At 55.0% G+C, this 18,431-nt stretch carries 20 protein-coding genes; 6 read left to right on the top strand and 14 right to left on the bottom strand.

Features of this window, described 5'->3' with window-relative positions; genetic code table 11:
- Window positions 1-21 precede the first annotated feature (21 nt).
- From ugpB to livK, 8 genes are all read right to left on the bottom strand, one after another.
- Entirely contained in the window at window positions 22-1,338 is a 1,317-nt protein-coding gene (gene ugpB, locus J4728_RS15540; protein WP_000624747.1) for a sn-glycerol-3-phosphate ABC transporter substrate-binding protein UgpB, read from the bottom strand.
- Between the two features lie 258 nt (window positions 1,339-1,596).
- The gene (locus J4728_RS15535; protein ID WP_000174966.1) at window positions 1,597-1,965 is read right to left on the bottom strand and encodes a type II toxin-antitoxin system death-on-curing family toxin; all 369 of its coding nucleotides are present in this window, start codon (window positions 1,963-1,965) and stop codon (window positions 1,597-1,599) included.
- Window positions 1,962-2,183 carry a type II toxin-antitoxin system Phd/YefM family antitoxin gene (locus tag J4728_RS15530; RefSeq protein ID WP_001535398.1) on the bottom strand — a complete coding sequence of 74 codons (222 nt, stop codon included), beginning with the start codon at window positions 2,181-2,183 and terminating at the stop codon, window positions 1,962-1,964. Before J4728_RS15530 ends, J4728_RS15535 begins: the two co-directional genes overlap by 4 nt.
- A gap of 131 nt (window positions 2,184-2,314) precedes the next feature.
- On the bottom strand, window positions 2,315-3,028 hold the full coding sequence (gene livF, locus J4728_RS15525) for a high-affinity branched-chain amino acid ABC transporter ATP-binding protein LivF (RefSeq protein ID WP_000416114.1): 714 nt from the start codon (window positions 3,026-3,028) through the stop codon (window positions 2,315-2,317).
- A 1-nt stretch (window position 3,029) separates the two neighbouring features.
- Window positions 3,030-3,797, bottom strand: coding sequence for a high-affinity branched-chain amino acid ABC transporter ATP-binding protein LivG (gene livG, locus J4728_RS15520; RefSeq protein ID WP_000082080.1), 768 nt, complete (start codon window positions 3,795-3,797; stop codon window positions 3,030-3,032).
- The gene (gene livM / locus J4728_RS15515; protein WP_000803764.1) at window positions 3,794-5,071 is read right to left on the bottom strand and encodes a branched chain amino acid ABC transporter permease LivM; all 1,278 of its coding nucleotides are present in this window, start codon (window positions 5,069-5,071) and stop codon (window positions 3,794-3,796) included. The genes livG and livM overlap by 4 nt, the downstream gene beginning before the upstream one ends.
- Window positions 5,068-5,994, bottom strand: coding sequence for a high-affinity branched-chain amino acid ABC transporter permease LivH (gene livH, locus J4728_RS15510; protein WP_000003007.1), 927 nt, complete (start codon window positions 5,992-5,994; stop codon window positions 5,068-5,070). The genes livM and livH overlap by 4 nt, the downstream gene beginning before the upstream one ends.
- Window positions 5,995-6,053: 59 nt before the next feature.
- Entirely contained in the window at window positions 6,054-7,163 is a 1,110-nt protein-coding gene (gene livK / locus J4728_RS15505; RefSeq protein WP_000822976.1) for a high-affinity branched-chain amino acid ABC transporter substrate-binding protein LivK, read from the bottom strand.
- Between the two features lie 421 nt (window positions 7,164-7,584).
- On the opposite strand from livK, the gene panM reads away from it, so the two are divergent.
- Together panM and J4728_RS15495 are read left to right on the top strand one after the other, a co-directional pair.
- On the top strand, window positions 7,585-7,968 hold the full coding sequence (gene panM, locus J4728_RS15500) for an aspartate 1-decarboxylase autocleavage activator PanM (protein ID WP_000778873.1): 384 nt from the start codon (window positions 7,585-7,587) through the stop codon (window positions 7,966-7,968).
- Complete coding sequence (locus J4728_RS15495; protein WP_001517957.1) at window positions 7,946-8,080, top strand: hypothetical protein; 135 nt, start codon at window positions 7,946-7,948, stop codon at window positions 8,078-8,080. Before panM ends, J4728_RS15495 begins: the two co-directional genes overlap by 23 nt.
- Window positions 8,081-8,163: 83 nt before the next feature.
- Here the strand turns inward: J4728_RS15495 and livJ are convergent, their stop codons facing one another.
- From livJ to ftsY, 5 genes are all read right to left on the bottom strand, one after another.
- Entirely contained in the window at window positions 8,164-9,267 is a 1,104-nt protein-coding gene (gene livJ, locus J4728_RS15490; RefSeq protein ID WP_001839269.1) for a branched chain amino acid ABC transporter substrate-binding protein LivJ, read from the bottom strand.
- 321 nt (window positions 9,268-9,588) lie between these two features.
- Window positions 9,589-10,443, bottom strand: coding sequence for an RNA polymerase sigma factor RpoH (gene rpoH / locus J4728_RS15485; RefSeq protein ID WP_000159621.1), 855 nt, complete (start codon window positions 10,441-10,443; stop codon window positions 9,589-9,591).
- A 245-nt stretch (window positions 10,444-10,688) separates the two neighbouring features.
- On the bottom strand, window positions 10,689-11,744 hold the full coding sequence (gene ftsX, locus J4728_RS15480; protein ID WP_001081707.1) for a permease-like cell division protein FtsX: 1,056 nt from the start codon (window positions 11,742-11,744) through the stop codon (window positions 10,689-10,691).
- Window positions 11,737-12,405, bottom strand: a complete 669-nt coding sequence (ftsE, locus tag J4728_RS15475) for a cell division ATP-binding protein FtsE (protein ID WP_000617729.1) — start codon at window positions 12,403-12,405, stop codon at window positions 11,737-11,739. Before ftsE ends, ftsX begins: the two co-directional genes overlap by 8 nt.
- A gap of 2 nt (window positions 12,406-12,407) precedes the next feature.
- Window positions 12,408-13,883: a signal recognition particle-docking protein FtsY gene (gene ftsY, locus J4728_RS15470; protein ID WP_001118683.1), complete on the bottom strand. Its 1,476-nt coding sequence runs from the start codon at window positions 13,881-13,883 to the stop codon at window positions 12,408-12,410.
- A gap of 125 nt (window positions 13,884-14,008) precedes the next feature.
- Here ftsY and rsmD point away from each other — a divergent pair, with 125 nt between their 5' ends.
- Window positions 14,009-14,605 carry a 16S rRNA (guanine(966)-N(2))-methyltransferase gene (gene rsmD / locus J4728_RS15465; protein WP_000743275.1) on the top strand — a complete coding sequence of 199 codons (597 nt, stop codon included), beginning with the start codon at window positions 14,009-14,011 and terminating at the stop codon, window positions 14,603-14,605.
- Window positions 14,595-14,864, top strand: coding sequence for a DUF1145 family protein (locus J4728_RS15460; protein WP_208212053.1), 270 nt, complete (start codon window positions 14,595-14,597; stop codon window positions 14,862-14,864). The genes rsmD and J4728_RS15460 overlap by 11 nt, the downstream gene beginning before the upstream one ends.
- A 21-nt stretch (window positions 14,865-14,885) precedes the next feature.
- Here J4728_RS15460 and J4728_RS15455 read toward each other — a convergent pair whose 3' ends face one another.
- Window positions 14,886-15,257, bottom strand: coding sequence for a DUF2500 domain-containing protein (locus tag J4728_RS15455; protein ID WP_000042858.1), 372 nt, complete (start codon window positions 15,255-15,257; stop codon window positions 14,886-14,888).
- A 141-nt stretch (window positions 15,258-15,398) separates the two neighbouring features.
- Between J4728_RS15455 and J4728_RS15450 the strand changes: the two genes are divergently transcribed.
- Window positions 15,399-16,025: a lysoplasmalogenase gene (locus tag J4728_RS15450; RefSeq protein WP_000964735.1), complete on the top strand. Its 627-nt coding sequence runs from the start codon at window positions 15,399-15,401 to the stop codon at window positions 16,023-16,025.
- Between the two features lie 80 nt (window positions 16,026-16,105).
- Window positions 16,106-18,304 (top strand): Zn(II)/Cd(II)/Pb(II) translocating P-type ATPase ZntA, encoded by a 2,199-nt coding sequence (zntA, locus tag J4728_RS15445; RefSeq protein ID WP_208212020.1) that lies wholly within the window; start codon window positions 16,106-16,108, stop codon window positions 18,302-18,304.
- Window positions 18,305-18,431: the final 127 nt, after the last annotated feature.

The raw sequence follows: 18,431 nt of genomic DNA, 5'->3' as shown, positions 1-18,431 counted from the left end.
CGCCACCAGGCACTTATACACTTAAGATTTGCTCGCTTTCTCAAAACGACGCAGTAACTGATTCCCGCGATCCACCGCGGTATCCAACGCCTGTTGTGGGGTTTTCTTCCCGGTCCAGACGCTTTCCAGCTCTTCGTCCACGATGGTACGAATCTGCGGCATATTGCCCAGACGCAAGCCTTTGGTGAAGGGTAACGGCGGCTTATTCAACATCTGGCGAGTGGCGATATCCGCACCGGGGTTTTTATCGTAATAACCCTGCTCGCGGGTCAGCTCGTAGGCGGCGGTGGTAATCGGCAGGTAGCCGGTTTTTTGATGCCATTCAGCAGCGTTTTCCGGTTTTGCCAGGAAGTCGAGGAATTTGGCGACGCCGGTATAGGTTTCTTTATCTTTACCCTGCATGACCCATAGGCTGGCTCCGCCGATAATGGCGTTTTGCGGCGCGCCCTTGATATCAGCGTCGTACGGCATCATACCCACGCCATAGTTAAATTTGGCATACTGGCGGATATTGGCGAGCGAGCCGGAGGACGCGGTTGTCATCGCGCAGTCACCGTTATAAAACTTCTCGGTAGACTCGTCCTTACGCCCAACATAGCTAAAATCGCCTTTTTTATTCATCTCTTCCAGCAGCGCGATATGTTTCACCTGCTCTGGCTTATTAAACTCCAGCACCGCATCTGTACCGTCAAAACCATTGTTTTTACTGGCGAAGGGGAGACCGTTCCAGGCGCTGAAGTTTTCCAGTTGGATCCAACCTTGCCAACCGCTGGCGTAACCGCATTTCATGCCTGCCGCTCTCAGTTTCGCGGTATAGTCAGCCAGCTCCTGCCAGGTTTTCGGCGGCTGTTCCGGATCTAAACCGGCTTTCTTAAAGGCGTCTTTGTTGTAGTACAGTACCGGCGTGGAGCTGTTAAAGGGCTGGGAGAGCAGATGCCCGCTTTTAGCATCGGTGTAGTAGCCTGCAACGGTTGGTACAAACTGGGACTCGTCAAAGTTAATACCGGCGTCTTTAAACACTTCATAAACCGGCTTAATGGCTTTCGAGGCCATCATGGTCGCTGTCCCAACCTCATAAACCTGCAATATTGCCGGCGCGTTGCCGGTACGGAATGCCGCGATCCCGGCGCTCAGGTTCTGTTCATAGTTCCCCTTATAGACCGGAACGATTTTGTAATCCGGATTGGCCTGGTTGAAACGTTGCGCCAGTGAATCAACTTCTTTGCCTAACTCCCCTTCCATTGAATGCCAGAATGGAATAGTGGTGACGGCCAACGCCTGACCCGTAAATGCCAGACTCAGCGCCAGTCCTAAAGCTGTATGTCGTAACGATATCATCGGTTATCTCTCTTTTTGTGCCGGGATGCGCGATATCACGCGTTTTATGTTCGCGGGGGTAACATGACATGCTCGAATGACAGAAAAATAACTTTTTTATTACAAAAAAAAGATAGTAAGGCGACAGAGAGATGGCAAGGCAGTGAAAGCGCCGGAAAAGAAAAGTGGGAGCTACGGCACGAATAGGTACGACGTTATTCTCGGGGGTGGCGCACACGCCGTAACCCAACCAGACGGAGCGTCGCCGGGATTAACGTCTCAGGCACGTAAGCGAACGGCAATTTGTTCCAGCGTAAGCCGCCCTGCCGCCGCATCGACTGTCATATCGACAAAATCCGGATTCGCAGCGAGTGAGATCCCGTTACGCTTTAAAAACAGCAGCGTAATAAATAAGGCGGTGCGTTTGTTACCATCATTGAAGATATACCCACGGGATATAGTGAGCAAATGCATTGCCGCCAGCAGCCACACGTCGGTCACCCCTTCATATTCGATTTGATTGAGTACCCGATACATTAGCGCTTCCGCGCGGCCAGGATCAGGCATGCCTGTTACACCAGGCGTAACGCGGAGAAGCCTGTCGTGAAACTGAATTATCTCTTCCGCTGAGATAAGTTGTAGGGTCATTTATCCGCCAGCTTCCTGAGCTCATTGCCATGAACCGCCATAATGGCAGCAAACTCATCATCCATTCGCGCCGTCTGATAACGCTCAAACTCCTCGGCGCTGATGATCACTGCGGACTTATGCCCACGACGCGTGATGGTGACAGGGCCCGCCGTTACCGCGCTTTCCAGGACTTCGGCCAGATTTTGCCGCGCTTCGCTATAGTTAACCGTACGCATAAACATCTCCCCAGTTGTACATGTTTATTGTACAACAAACATGTACAAAAAAAGAGCCATCAGGCTCTTTTGAAAAATTTTACCGCTTGCCGTTACCGGGGGGCGGCGCACGCGCTTCCCCCTGGCACAGTCTAACCGCCCAGATAGGCGCTGCGCACCGCTTCGTTCGCCAGCAGCGCATCACCGGTATCGGATAGCACTACGTGGCCGTTTTCCAGCACATAACCGCGGTCGGCGAGCTTCAGCGCCTGGTTGGCGTTCTGCTCGACAAGGAAGATAGTCATACCCTGCTCGCGCAACTGCTCAATGGTGTCGAAGATCTGCTGGATGATGATCGGCGCCAGCCCCAGCGACGGTTCATCCAGCAGCAATAGCCTCGGCTGGCTCATCAGCGCGCGGCCAATCGCCAGCATCTGCTGTTCGCCGCCGGACATGGTGCCCGCTCGCTGGATACGGCGCTCATGCAGGCGCGGAAACAGCTCGTACACCCACTTGATACGCTCCTGAAACCGATCGCGCTCGGCAAAAAAACCGCCCATCGCCAGGTTCTCTTCTACCGTCATCCGCGAGAAGACGCGCCGCCCTTCCGGCACTATCGCCACCGCTTCACGCATGATTTTCGCCGTCTGCCAGTCGGTTATGTCTTTACCGTCAAACACCACCCGTCCGCTGGAGGCGCGCGGATCGCCGCACAAGGTGCCAAGCAGCGTCGTTTTCCCCGCGCCGTTAGCGCCAATCAGGGTAACGATTTCCCCCTGGTTGATGTGCAGACTGACGTCGTGCAGCGCCTGAATCTTGCCGTAGTGGGCGCTGACTTTTTCAAACGTTAACATCGTTTTTTCCATCTTATGCCTCGCCCAGATAAGCGCGGATGACGTCCGGGTTGTTGCGGATCTCTTCCGGCGTGCCGTTCGCCAGCGGCGTGCCCTGGTTCACCACGTAAATGCGATCGGAAATGCCCATCACCAGCTTCATATCGTGTTCAATCAGCAAGATAGTGGTGTTGTGATGGTTACGTAGTTCGGCAATCAGCTCATCCAGCTCTTTGGTCTCTTTCGGGTTAAGGCCGGCCGCCGGTTCGTCGAGCATCAGAATTTCTGGCTGCGTCACCATGCAGCGGGCAATCTCCAGCCGGCGCTGGTCGCCGTAAGCCAGATTACTGGCCTGGCGGTTGGCATGTTCCAGCAGGCCAATACGCTCAAGCCAGGTCGCCGCGCGGTCCAGCGCTTCGCTTTGCGCGCGGCGGAAAGCGGGCGTTTTCAACAGGCCGGAAAAGAGGCCCGTTTTCAGTTGCTGGTGCTGCGCCACCAGCAAGTTTTCAATCACCGTCATTTCGCGAAACAGGCGCACATGCTGGAAAGTACGTACCACGCCCATGCGGGCGATCTGCTGGCCCGGCAATCCTTCCAGATGCCGCTCGCGCAACATGATCGTACCGCCTGTCGGCTTATAAAAACCGGTCAGGCAGTTAAACACCGTCGTTTTACCCGCGCCGTTAGGGCCAATCAGCGACACAATTTCCCGCTCACGCAATTCCAGCGATACATTGTTGACCGCCAGCAAACCGCCAAAGCGCATCATCAGGCCGTTAACCGCTAATAATGGCTGACTCATGCCTGCTCTCCTTTCGCCTGACCACTTTTCAGCTTCAACTGCGGACGCGTCATCGGCAGCAATCCCTGCGGGCGCCAGATCATCATCAACACCATCAAACCGCCGAGCATCAACATGCTGTATTCGTTGAAGTCGCGCATCAATTCGCGCGACACCACCAACAGAACCGCCGCCAGGATCACCGCAAACTGCGAGCCCATTCCGCCCAGCACCACAATCGCCAGCACGAAGGCGGATTCGGCGAAGGTGAAGGATTCCGGGCTGACAAAGCCCTGGCGGGCGGCAAACAACGTCCCGGCGAAACCGGCAAACGCGGCGCTGATAGTAAAAGCGGTCAGCTTGATGCGCGTCGGGCTTAAACCTAATGAGCGACAGGCGATCTCATCTTCACGCAACGCTTCCCACGCCCGGCCCAGCGGCATACGCAGCAGGCGGTTAATGACAAACAGCGACAAGACCACCAGCAACAGGGCCACCAGATAGAGGAAAATGACCCGGTCGGATGGGTCGTACTTCACGCCAAAGAAATTGCTGAAGGTATCCCAGCCGCCTTCTCGGGTGTTGCGGCTAAACTCCAGACCAAACAGCGTCGGTTTGGGGATCTGGCTGATGCCGTTCGGGCCGCCGGTAATTTCAGTGTTGTTGAGCAACAGGATACGGACGATTTCGCCGAAGCCGAGCGTCACAATCGCCAGATAGTCGCCGCGCAGGCGCAGTACCGGGAAGCCGAGCAGGAAACCGGCGGCGGCGGAGACCAGTCCCGCCAGCGGCAGGCAGGTCCAGAAACCCAAACCGTAATAGTGGTTGAGCAGCGCAAAGGTATAAGCGCCGATGGCGTAAAAGCCTCCGTAGCCCAATACCAGCAGGCCGGACAGCCCCACCACCACGTTCAGCCCCAGACCGAGGATGATATAAATCATGGTCATAGTGGCGATATCAACGCTACCGCGCGACACCATAAACGGCCACGCCACGGCGATAACCAGTAGCGCCATCAGAAACAGCTTTTGCTTAACGGTGGAGCCATCGATCGCCGGCAGAATAAACTTCGGTCCGGAGACGTGCTTCACCGCTTTCTGGAACATCGGACGCAGCAACTGAAAGAAAAAAACCACTGCCGTACCGATAAAGATCCACTGCCAGCGGATGTCGGCGGCGGTATCCACCACCAGTTTGGTGCCGTCCAGCTCCAGTTGTACGCCCATGAAGACGCCAGCCAAAACGAAGAACATCGCCGCAGAGAACAGAGCCATCGCAATATGCATCGGTTTCATACTTTCTCTACCTCCGGACGCCCCAGGATACCGGTCGGCATCACCAGCAGTACCAGAATCAGCAGAGCGAACGACACGACATCTTTATATTCGGTACTTAAATATGCAGACGAGAGCGCTTCGGCGACGCCCAAAATCAGACCGCCGATCATCGCGCCCGGAATGCTGCCAATCCCGCCCAGCACCGCCGCGGTGAACGCTTTCATCCCGGCCATAAAACCGATGTAGGGGTTAATCACGCCATAGAACTGGCCGAGCAGCACGCCCGCCACCGCCGCCATTGCCGCGCCGATAACAAACGTTAGCGCAATGACGCGGTCGGTATTAATGCCGAGCAGGCTGGCCATTTTCAGATCCTCCGCGCAGGCGCGGCAGGCGCGGCCCATCCGGGAGTAGCGAATGAAAATGGTGAGCGCCAGCATAGCCAGAAAGGTGACTATCCAGATAACCGCCTGCATGGTGGTGATGGACGCGGAAAAGTTTTCGCTGCTGCCCACAATCCACTGGCCGTTAAACAGGCTGGGTAACGCCACGTCGCGCGAACCTTCCGTCAGGCTGACGTAGTTTTGCAGAAAGATGGACATCCCGATGGCGGAAATCAGGGCGATCAGGCGCTTGGAGTTGCGCACAGGCCGGTAAGCGACTCGCTCGATACTCCAGCCGTAGGCGCTGGCAATAATAATCGCGCCGATAAATCCGGCGGCCACCAGGAGCCAACTAGTGTCTATTCCCATCATCATTAGCGCGGCGATGATCATAAAAGAGACGTAGCTGCCGATCATATACACCTCGCCATGAGCGAAGTTGATCATGCCGATAATGCCGTACACCATCGTATAACCGATAGCAATCAGCGCGTAGGTGCTCCCCAGCGTGACGCCGTTAAACATCTGCTGCAAGAAATAGAGAAACTGCTCGGACATAAGGTAACCTTTTTAAACCCGCCCGGCGTGCGGGCGGTGGGATAACTTATCTTCTGGCATTACTTCGCGACGGTTGACGAGCCGTCGGCGTGCCACTGGAAGACGCCAAATTCAAATCCCTTAAGATCGCCTTTTTCATCCCATTTCAGCGGCCCAATAACGGTATCAGCCCCGTTCGCTTTAAGATCTTTCACCAGATCCAGCGGAGCATGGCTGGCGCTACGCGTCATTGCGGTCGCCAGCGACTGGACGGCGGCGTAGGTGATCCAGACATACGGACCGCTGGGATCTTTCTTGTCGGCTTTCAGCGCCTCGACAATCGCTTTATTCGCCGGGTCCTGATCATAACGTTTTGGCATCGTCACCAACATGCCTTCCGCCGCACCGCCCGCAATATTGGACAGCGACGCGTTACCCACGCCTTCCGGCCCCATAAATTGCGTTTTCAGGCCATTAGCCCGCGCCTGGCGCAGCATCTGCCCCATTTCCGGGTAGTAGCCGCCGTAATACACAAAGTCGATATTCTCTTTTTGCAAGCGAGCAATCAGGGCGGAGAAATCTTTTTCACCGGCGGTAATACCATCAAAAAAGACAATATTGGCATTGCCCTGCTTCAGGCCATCCTGCACGGAGCGCGCCAGTCCTTCGCCGTATTGCTGTTTATCGTGAATGATAGCGATACGCTGCGGTTTCACCGTTTCCAGGATGTATTTCGCGGCCGTTGGCCCCTGGGAGGAGTCCAGTCCGGCGGTACGCATAATGTACTGATAGCCGCGCTGGGTCAGCTCCGGGTTAGTCGCCCCCGGGGAGATCATCAGAATACCTTCATCTTCATAGATATCGGATGCTGGCTGAGTAGAAGAAGAACACAAGTGACCAATAACGTACTGAATACCGTCGTTAACGATTTTGTTGGCCACCGCCACCGCCTGTTTTGGATCGCAGGCATCATCGTACTCTACGCCGACCAGCTTATCGCCTTTAATACCGCCTTTAGCGTTGATGTCTTTAATGGCCTGGCGCGCGCCGTTAAATTCCATATCGCCCCATTGCGCTACCGGGCCGGACATCGCCCCGACTATGGCGACTTTAATATCATCTGCCATTGCCCCCTGCGAGACTGCTAATGCAACAATCCCTGCGATTATTGTTTTCGCTTTCCGTTTCATGTGCCTGTATCCCCATTCGTGATGTTATATGTTTTGTTTTTTGCTGGTTAAAAAGCAGACTGTACTTTTTATAAATGGTGCGCTTTTTACTGACTCATTAATGAGTTAGCGCAGCATTTAAAGCATAATAAGATTAAAATCTCTATTTTTCAGTCTATTAAGAAAAGATAATATTCTGCTTTTCGTTATAGATAAACAAAAAAAAGCACGCTTGTCAGCATAAAATAACGGCACATTAAGCGGAATAATTCACTAGCATTCAGGGAATTATGCTGCCTGTTTTCCATTCTCTAATGCTTCAAACTGTAATTATCGTTGTTAAAAAATTAATAACCTGGTAAATGACACAAAAAAGAGAAAGCATCTGGCCTGCCTGTTTCGGTACACTGATCGCATCTTTTGAAATCGGGACAAGCCGTCGATGAAGCTGACCATTCTTCGTTTAGAACACTTTAGCGCTCAGGATCAGATCGATCTGGGCAAAATCTGGCCGGAATATTCCGCCTCCTCATTAAGCGTAGATGAAACGCACCGGATTTATGCCGCGCGGTTTAACGAGCGTTTGTTGGGCGCCGTAAGAGTGACGCTGAGCGGAACGCAGGGCGCGCTGGATTCCTTACGCGTGCGTGAAATCACCCGTCGCCGCGGCGTCGGGCAATACCTGGTAGAAGAAGTCATCCGCGATAATCCCAACGTCTCGTCGTGGTGGATGGCGGATGTCGGTGTTGAAGACCGCAGCGTGATGGCCGCGTTTATGCAGGCGTTAGGTTTTACCGCCCAGCATGACGGCTGGGAGAAGCGCTAAAAGAAAGCCGGATGGCGCTGACGCTTATCCGGCCTACATGCCGGGAGAAAAGATAAAAACCACCTCGCAATTTTCCAAGAATTTCGCGTTGCAGGCAGGCGGCAAGTTATGAAATCCCCGGGAGCTTACATAAGTAAGTGACCGGGGTTGAATAACGTAGCCAACGCACCTGCAGCGCGAAAGGCGCCAGGAAAATCACTTGGCGTCCGTCGCCGTACCATTCGCATGCCAGTCAAACACGCCGAACTCAAATCCTTTCAGATCGCCTTTCTCATCCCACGACAGCGGTCCCATTACGGTGTCGACCGTGGCGCCTTTCAGGTATTTGGCGATTTCCGCCGGATCGTCGGAGTGGTTCAGCCCCGCCTGCAACGATTGCAGCGCGGCGTAGGTGGTCCAGACAAACGCGCCGCTAGGATCTTGTTTCTTGGCTTTGATAGCATCCACAATCGGTTTGTTCGCCGGGACCTGGTCGTAGTTCTTCGGTTTGGTGACCAGTAAGCCTTCCGCCGACTCTCCGGCGATGTTAGACAGCGACACGTTCGCCACCCCTTCCGGCCCCATAAACTGGGTTTTCAGCCCTGCGGCGCGAGACTGACGCAGGATCTGCCCCATTTCCGGGTGATAACCGCCGTAGTAGACAAAGTCGATATTCTCTTTTTTCAGACGCGCTACCAGAGTGGAGAAGTCTTTTTCGCCGGCGGTGATGCCGTCAAAGAATACGACGTTAACGCCGCCTTTCTTCAGACCGTCCTGCACCGCGCGCGCCAGCCCTTCGCCGTACTGCTGCTTATCGTGGATAATCGCGATGCGCTGCGGTTTTACCTTCTCCAGAATATACTTTGCCGCCGTTGGCCCTTGGTCAGAGTCCAGACCGGTGGTGCGCAAAACCAGCTTATAGCCGCGCGCGGTCAGCTCCGGCGCGGTCGCCGCCGGGGTTATCATCAGGATGCCTTCGTCTTCGTAGATATCAGACGCTGGCTGTGTGGAAGAGGAGCATAAGTGTCCGATAACATACTTGATGCCGTCGTTCACCACTTTGTTAGCGACAGCTACCGCCTGTTTCGGGTCGCAGGCGTCGTCATATTTCACCGCGACGAGCTTATCGCCTTTAATACCGCCTTTCGCATTGATATCGGCAATTGCCTGCTCCGCACCGGTAAATTCCTGGTCGCCATACTGCGCCACCGGACCGGACATCGCGCCGACAACCGCGACTTTAATGTCCTCTGCGAATGCCATATGGCTTAATGACAGGGCGATACATCCTGCCAATAACGTTTTACCCTTCATATTCATCCTGATAATCCCCATTATTCTGGTTGTTACGTGTGTTGTGGTGTTATTGTTCAGCACTTTATTTCGATTATTGGCTAGCTACCCGTGCTTTAGCAGCATACTCTGCTAAAACATACCCGATTTTTATTATTTTGGAATAGCTAAATTTACATTCAGATAACAGATTTGTGTCGGTGGGGGAGAGGAAGGGTCCGTAGGCCCGATAAGCGAAGCGCCATCGGGCAAACGTGTTGCCGGATGGCAGGGTAAACGCCTTATCCGGCCTACAAAAAACAAAACCCCCGAATTCACATTCGAGGGTTCATTGGCAATTCGCGAAGATTACGCTTCGATCGCAGCGCGAAGCTTTTTCATGGCGTTCTTTTCAAGCTGGCGCACACGCTCAGCGGAGACGCCGTAACGATCGGCCAGCTCCTGCAACGTAGACTTATTGTCTTCGTCCAGCCAGCGAGCGCGGATAATATCCTGGCTACGCTCGTCGAGCCCCTGCATCGCGTCGGTCAGTCGGTTGGCGGCCTGCTCTTCCCAGTTATCGTCTTCAATGCCGTCGGCAAAGTTAGACGATTTATCCTGCAGATACAGCACCGGCGCCATTGGCTGGCTGTCGGACTCATCGTCCGAAGACATGTCAAACGTCATGTCCTGCGCCGCCATACGCGACTCCATCTCACGCACGTCTTTACTGGAAACACCCAGTTCGCGCGCCACCATTTCAACCTCATCCTGATTAAACCAGCCCAGACGCTGCTTGGTTTTACGCAGATTAAAGAACAGCTTACGCTGCGCTTTCGTGGTTGCGACTTTAACGATACGCCAGTTACGCAGCACGTATTCGTGAATTTCTGCTTTAATCCAGTGTACGGCGAAGGAAACCAGGCGCACGCCTACTTCCGGGTTAAAACGACGTACGGCTTTCATCAGGCCGATGTTGCCTTCCTGGATCAAATCCGCCTGCGGCAGACCATAGCCCGCATAGTTACGAGCAATATGAACAACAAAGCGCAGGTGAGACAGGATCAGCGTTTTAGCTGCTTCCAGATCGCCCTGGTAATGCAGCCTTTCAGCCAATGCCCGCTCCTCGTCAGCCGATAACATCGGCCACGCGTTCGCCGCCCGGATATAAGATTCCAGGTTGCCAACAGGGGCTAAAGCTAAATTTTGCATTTCTTTGGTCATTCAAATCCTCTCAATCAGTATTGCCTGGCACCGTCAGCGAGCAACAACCGTGCCAAAGCCGATGAGCAACGAGAATATCACCCACTCTTTTATCAGACAGTGATTTTATCCACAAGTTCAATGTAACACTGTGCATAATTTGCACAAATCTTGTGACATAAAGATGACGCGCGGGGAAGAGACAACAGGGACTCTTTCCCTGCGAACGGAAGCCCATTGCAGGGAAAGATTATACCACGATTTTATCAATCGGGAGTAAAGTGACGTAAATGTTGCACCGTGGCCAGCCAGGCGGCGATCCAGCCAATCATGGAACAGACCAGCAGCAGCAACAGGCACTCATCGAACGATAAGCCATTGAGATCAAACTTCGTGCCGAAGACCTGCGCCACTTCAGTCACCGCCGATGATAAACGCATCACCAAAATTTCAGACAATATCAGTGAAAGAAACGCGCCGGAAAAACCGAGCAACGCGCCGCCGTAGAGGAACGGACGCAGGATAAAGCCATCGGTCGCGCCAATCAGCTTTTGCACGTTAATGGTATCGCGACGGGCAAAAATGCTCAGGCGCACGCTGTTGCCGATAACGAGGAAGACCGCCGCGACCATCAGCACGCCGATCATCGCCGACACGCGGCCCACCAGCCCGGTGAGCGCCGCCAGGCGCGCAAACCAGCTATCATCCATGCGGACTTCGTCAATGCCGTTAATCTGCGAGATACGGTCGCGCAGCGTATTAAGCGAGGCGGTACTCTGGAAGTCCAGCTTGGGGATCACCACCGCCACTGCCGGCAGCGGGTTCTCTTCCAGCATGTCCAGCGCGCCGCCAAAACCCGACCAGTTGCGGAATTCTCCCAGCGCGTCCTCACGGGACAGGTAGTTGACCTTTTCAACGCCCTGCTCGGCCTGAAGCTGCCCAACAACCCGCGCCGCCGCATCATCATCCAGCGTTTTTTGCAGATAAACGGTGATCTGCGGCGACGGATAATACTGAGTCGCCGCCTGGTTGACGTTCTTATAGACCATGTAACAGACGCTGGGCAGCGTCAGGGAGATGGCGATCACCATCACCGTCAGAAACGTCGCCAGCGGTTTGCTTTTCAGATCTTGCAGCGCGCCGTGCCAGGCATAGCGCACCTGTTCATTAAAGACATTCGTTTTACGTGAGTTCGGTTTCGGCGTCGGCTTCTGGCGTCCTGGCGCGTTGCGCCCGCCGCCTGTTCCGCCGCGAGACTTACGCAGTCGATCCAGCCGTCCGCCGAACTGCCTGATTTGGTTAATCGCGTCGCGCCTATTCATTGGCCAGGCCTCCATGCAGATGTCCATCGCTCAGGACGAGCTGCCTATAGGAACGACGGGAGATAAGTCCAATATCGTGCGTCGCCATCAGTACCGTCACCCCTACGCGGTTAAACTCTTCAAACAGACGTAAAATCCCTTCCGACAACGCGTCGTCCAGGTTCCCGGTCGGTTCATCCGCCAGCAATACCGCTGGCTTATTGACCACCGCGCGGGCGATGCCCACGCGCTGTTGTTCGCCTCCGGAGAGTTGAATCGGGAAGTTTCTCGCTTTGTCCAGTAGTCCAACCTTATCCAGCGCCGCCGACACACGACGACGGATATCATCGCCGCTGGCACCAGCAATGATTAACGGTATCGCCACATTGTCATAGACCGTGCGATCCATCAGCAGATGGTGATCCTGGAAAATCATCCCAATCTGGCGGCGCAAAAACGGCACTTCGCGGTTTTTCAGACGCGTAATATCATGCCCGCTGAAGAAGATTTTGCCGGCGCTGGGCCGCTCAATCCCACAGATTAGCTTCAGCAGGGTACTTTTCCCCGCGCCGGAGTGGCCGGTCAGAAACGCCATCTCGCCTGGCCGCATATGGAATGTCACTCCCTGCAGCGCTTGTCTCCCGCCGAGATAGGCCTTGCTGACATGTTCAAAGCGAATCATTGTTAATCCTCTCGGGCAAAAAGTGCCTCAATAAAATCGTCCGCCTTAAACGGACGCAAATCCTCGATACGTTCGCCCACGCCAATGTAACGGATAGGAATGCCAAACTGGTCAGCTACCGAGAAAATCACCCCGCCTTTCGCCGTACCGTCCAGCTTGGTCAGGGTAATACCGGTTAAGCCTACCGCTTCATGGAACAGTTTGGCCTGGCTTACCGCGTTCTGTCCCGTGCTGGCGTCAATGGTCAGCATAACTTCATGTGGCGCTTCTTCGTCCAGCTTTTTCATGACGCGAACGATTTTTTTCAGCTCTTCCATCAGGTGCGACTTGTTCTGCAGACGCCCTGCCGTATCGGCAATTAACACATCCACATTACGCGCCTTCGCGGCCTGGATAGCGTCAAAAATCACCGAGGCGGAGTCCGCGCCGGTATGCTGGGCGATAACCGGAATGTTGTTACGCTGTCCCCAGACCTGTAGCTGTTCGACCGCCGCCGCGCGGAAAGTATCCCCCGCCGCCAGCATCACTGATTTACCCTGCTGCTCAAACTGGCGCGCCAGTTTACCGATAGTAGTGGTTTTACCCACGCCGTTCACGCCAACCATCAGAATAACAAAAGGCGTTTTACCTTCAATATTAAGCGGTTCGTCTACCTTCGCCAGAATCTCGCCCATCTCGTCTTTCAACAGACCATACAGCGCCTCGGCATCTTTAAGCTGTTTGCGGCTGGCGCCTTCCGTCAGATTAGCGATAATCTTACGCGTGGTTTCCACCCCGACATCAGCGATGAGCAACTGCTCTTCCAGCTCCTCGAACAAATCATCGTCGATTTTCTTGCCGCGGAACAGACTGATAAATCCGGAACCGAGATTTTCTTTGGTTTTCAGCAGACTGCGTTTCAGGCGGGCAAAGAAACCTTCTTTAGTCGGTTTTTCCTGCTCCTGAACGATCGCTTCCACCGGCTCGTCTTCTTCCGCCGGCGGAACAACCATCACCGCCTCTTCCGCCGCCTGAGCGGCCAGCGCCTGCGCTTCCAGCTCTTCGTCGGTGAATTTCGCCGCGTTTTCGCCCTCTTCTTCTACCGCGGCAATGACCTCTACGGTTTCCGCTTCGGCCTGCCACTCTTCCGGCGAGATAGCCTCGTCTTTGACCTCTTCCGGCAGCGGCAATTCCTCGCGTTCCACCGCGATCTGCGGCGCTGCCATCTCAATGGCCGCCGCGGGCTCCGGCTCTACCGGCTGCGGTTTTTCGCTCTCCTGAACTTTCTCAGTAACGTCCACCACCTCTTCCGCAAAGGCTTCTGTTTCTGCTTTGCTGTGCGCGGGCGTTTGCGCGTCTACGTCTGCCGCCGTTTCAACAGGGGGCTCAACCGGTCGTTGTTCCTCAACAATCTGCTGTTCTTCGGTCTGTTCCTGCTTCTGCTCTTTATCACCGAAGCCCAACCAGGAAAAGAAGCCACGTTTTTTCTGTTTTGCCATCTGCGACTACACCCCTCGCGGCGCTATATACATGGAAGCTAAAAAAATGATGAAATAGTCTATCACTTAACTTAATTCACATCACCGCCTGGAATAACTTGCAACAGGCGGTTCGAGCAAGAGAAATGAAAAAACCGACTCACTCTGGCAGCGGCCAAATCCGCATTATTGGCGGGCAATGGCGTGGCCGTAAATTACCGGTTCCGGACAGCCCGGGTCTGCGTCCCACCACCGATCGCGTGCGCGAAACGTTATTTAACTGGCTGGCTCCGGTAATGGTAGACGCCCATTGTCTGGATTGCTTTGCCGGCAGCGGCGCGCTGGGTCTGGAAGCGCTATCGCGTTATGCGGCCCAGGCAACGTTACTGGAAATGGATCGCGCCGTATCGCAGCAGTTGCAAAAAAATCTGGCGACGCTGAAAGCCAACAATGCTCGCGTCGTCAATACCAATACTCTGGCCTTCCTCAGCCAGCCGGGGACGCCGCATCACGTCGTCTTTGTCGACCCGCCGTTTCGTAAAGGGCTGCTGGAAGAGACGTTACAATTGCTGGAAACCCAGGGATGGCTGGCCGACGACGCGCTAATCTACGTAGAAAGCGAGGTGGAAAACGGTCTGCCGCCCGTTCCGGCGAACTGGGCATTGTATCGAGAAAAGGTGGCCGGACAGGTCGCTTATCGTCTGTATCAGCGCGACGCGCAAGGAGAAAATGATGTTGATTAATCTGGGCCGCTTATTAATGCTCTTCGTGTGGGCATTTTTGATTCTTAATCTGGTGCATCCCTTCCCGCGCCCGCTCAATATCTTCATCAACGTGGCGTTGGTGTTCATGGCGCTGATGCACGGTATGCAACTGGCGCTACTGAAATCAACGATACCGAAAGCGGGTCCGCAGATGACGACGGGAGAGAAAATCCGCATTTTCCTGTTCGGCGTGTTTGAGCTGCTGGTCTGGCAGAAGAAGTTTAAGAACAAAAAATAACGTTTGCTGCCGGATGACGGTTTATTCGTTATCCGGGGTACGGCTAACAAACCCGACGAACCGCGTTCCCTTATAGTTCAGCGTACCTTGATCACCCACCGTCAAAGCGTGGTACTGCTGCGCTTGTAAACGGAAAGTTTTTTCCAGACCGCCATTGAGCGGCTTAAAACTGACCTCATAGCGCATACTGGTTCCCGCCGGGCTCACTTCCTGCTGGCGAGAGCGTCGGTCGTTAACCGGCTTCTCCCGTTTACTGCTGACCACGACCTGCTTTTGCTGTAACGGCGCCGCCTCATTAGCGGCTTTTTCCCGCCGTTGCTGAACGAAGCGAAACGACGCGGCAACTACGATTAATGCGATGATTATAATGAAGAAAAGCGGTGGCTTACTCATACTGTTAACCTGTCAGAAAATGCGGAAATAAGCATACCCTGCCCGTTATAGTGTTGTCATCTGACCGTCACGGCCTCTACACTGAATAATAGAGCCGCAAGCATACCGTTTGCGAAAAAATAACGAATTCAAGGAATTAAGATGCTTTGGTCGTTTATCGCTGTCTGCCTGTCCGCATGGCTGTATGTGGACGCCTCCTATCGCGGGCCAGCCTGGCAACGCTGGGTTTTTAAGCCCGTCACGTTATTACTATTGCTGTTACTGGCCTGGCAAGCGCCGATGTTTGACGCCATCAGTTATCTTGTGTTGGCCGGACTGTGCGCCTCGCTGGTCGGCGATGCGTTAACGCTCTTGCCGCGTCAACGCCTGCTGTACGCCGTCGGGGCATTTTTCTTATCGCATCTGCTCTACACCATTTATTTTGCCAGCCAAATGACGTTGTCGTTCTTCTGGCCGCTGCCGCTGGCGTTACTGATAGTCGGCGCGTTGCTTATCGCCGTTATCTGGACGCGACTGGAGGAGCTACGCTGGCCGGTGTGTACTTTTATCGCCATGACGCTGGTCATGGTCTGGCTGGCGGGCGAACTGTGGTTCTTCCGCCCAACGGCGCCAGCCCTTTCGGCCTTTACCGGCGCGACGCTGCTGTTTATCGGCAATATCGTCTGGCTGGGTAGCCATTACCGCCGCCGTTTCCGGGCGGATAACGCGATTGCCGCCGCCTGCTACTTTGCCGGACACTTCCTGATTGTTCGCTCGCTGTACCTGTAAATAATAGCGCTTGACTCTGGAGTCGACTCCAGAGTGTATCCTCCGGTTAATGAGAAAATTATCATCAACCGGAGGACGTTATGTCGACCCCTGATACCGATGGCAAAAAAGTCCCGCCCTTTACCTCCTTCAGATTAGCCCCGGCGATACAGAAGGCCGATAGCTGCTGCTGCGAAGAACATTGCGCGTCCAGCGCGCCTGTTTCTACTGCCGTGGCAGGCACGCGCTATACCTGGAAAATCTCCGGCATGGACTGCGCCGCCTGCGCCCGAAAAGTGGAGAATGCGGTCCGCCAAATTCGCGGCGTCAACCAGGCGCAAGTGCTGTTCGCCACCGAAAAGTTAGTGGTCGATGCCGACGCCGACCTCCGCGCGCAAATTGAACGCGCCGTACAGAAGGCGGGTTATACCTTGCGTAGCGAAGATTCGCGCGACGCCGCGCCTGAATCTCGTCTTAAAGAGAACCTGCCGCTTATTACGCTGATCATTATGATGGCGATAAGCTGGGGGCTGGAGCAATTTAACCACCCGTTCGGCCAACTGGCCTTTATCGTCACCACTCTGGTCGGTCTGTATCCTATTGCCCGCCAGGCGCTGCGGCTGATGAAAAGCGGCAGTTGGTTCGCTATTGAAACGCTGATGAGCGTCGCCGCCATTGGCGCGCTGTTTATAGGCGCGACGGCGGAGGCAGCAATGGTATTGCTGCTGTTCCTCATCGGCGAGCGCCTGGAAGGATGGGCCGCCAGCCGCGCCCGTAAAGGCGTCAGCGCGTTAATGGCGCTTAAACCGGAAACGGCGACCCGTCTGCGCGACGGCGTACGGGAAGAGGTCGCTATTAATACCCTGCGACCGGGCGATATTATCGAAGTCGCCGCCGGGGGGCGTTTACCCGCCGACGGTAAACTGGTTTCCGGTTTCGCCAGCTTTGATGAAAGCGCGCTCACCGGCGAGTCTATCCCGGTGGAGCGCGCAACGGGCGACAAAGTCCCGGCAGGCGCGACCAGCGTTGACCGTCTCGTCACCCTGAAGGTGCTATCTGAACCTGGCGCCAGCGCGATTGACCGTATCCTGACGCTGATTGAAGAGGCGGAAGAGCGCCGTGCGCCCATTGAGCGGTTTATTGACCGTTTCAGCCGCATCTATACGCCAGTCATTATGGTCATCGCGCTGCTGGTGACGCTTATTCCGCCGCTGATGTTCGATGGCGGCTGGCAGGAGTGGATTTATAAAGGGCTGACGCTGCTGCTCATCGGTTGCCCGTGCGCGCTGGTGATCTCCACGCCCGCGGCCATTACCTCCGGGCTGGCGGCGGCGGCACGGCGCGGCGCATTGATTAAAGGCGGCGCAGCGCTGGAGCAACTGGGCCGTATCACGCAGGTCGCCTTTGATAAAACCGGTACGTTGACCATTGGTAAACCACGGGTGACGGCGATTCATCCGGCAAGCGGTATCAGCGAGGCTGAACTGTTGGCGCTGGCGGCAGCCGTAGAACAAGGCGCTACGCACCCGCTGGCGCAGGCTATTGTCCGCGAAGCGCAGACACGCGATCTGGCGATCCCGACGGCGGAATCGCAGCGAACGCTGGCCGGCACCGGAATTGAAGCGCAGGTTAACGGCGAACGTATTCTGATTTGCGCGGCGGGAAAACAGCCTACGGCAGCGTTTGCCGGGCAAATTAGCGAACTGGAAAACGCCGGGCAGACGGTGGTTCTGGTGCTGCGTAACGAGACCGTTGTTGGCGTCCTCGCCCTCCAGGATACGTTGCGTGACGATGCGCGCGACGCCATCCGCGAACTGCATCAGTTAGGCGTTAACGGCGTGATTCTGACCGGCGATAACCCACGGGCGGCGGCAGCGATTGCCGGCGAGCTGGATCTGGCGTTTAAAGCCGGACTACTGCCGGAAGACAAGGTGCGGGCAGTCACCGCCCTTAACCAACAAGCGCCGCTGGCGATGGTGGGCGACGGCATTAATGATGCGCCCGCGATGAAAGCCGCCAGTATCGGAATTGCGATGGGCAGCGGTACTGACGTCGCGCTGGAAACGGCTGACGCCGCCCTTACTCATAACCGTCTGCGCGGGTTAGCGCAGATGATTACGCTGGCGCGCGCTACCCACGCGAATATCCGGCAGAACATCACCATTGCGCTGGGGCTGAAAGCTATTTTCCTGGTGACGACGCTACTTGGTTTTACCGGGCTATGGCTGGCAATCCTGGCGGATACGGGAGCCACGGTATTGGTGACCGCCAACGCGCTACGTTTGCTGCGTAAAAACTAATCTTCTCCCGCCCGGCGGCGTCGTGTCGCCGGGTTATCCCGCGATATTCCTTTCTTTGTACATATTATTCACGCGAAAATTATTTATTTTCTATTACTTATCAAACCATTAATCAGAAATAGCGTGA

Source organism: Salmonella sp. 32070601201500089SM, assembly GCF_017573605.1.
Classification (GTDB): Bacteria; Pseudomonadota; Gammaproteobacteria; order Enterobacterales; family Enterobacteriaceae; genus Salmonella; species Salmonella enterica.
Note: the sequence above shows the minus strand (reverse complement) of the source record. Positions and strands in the feature narration are given on the sequence as shown.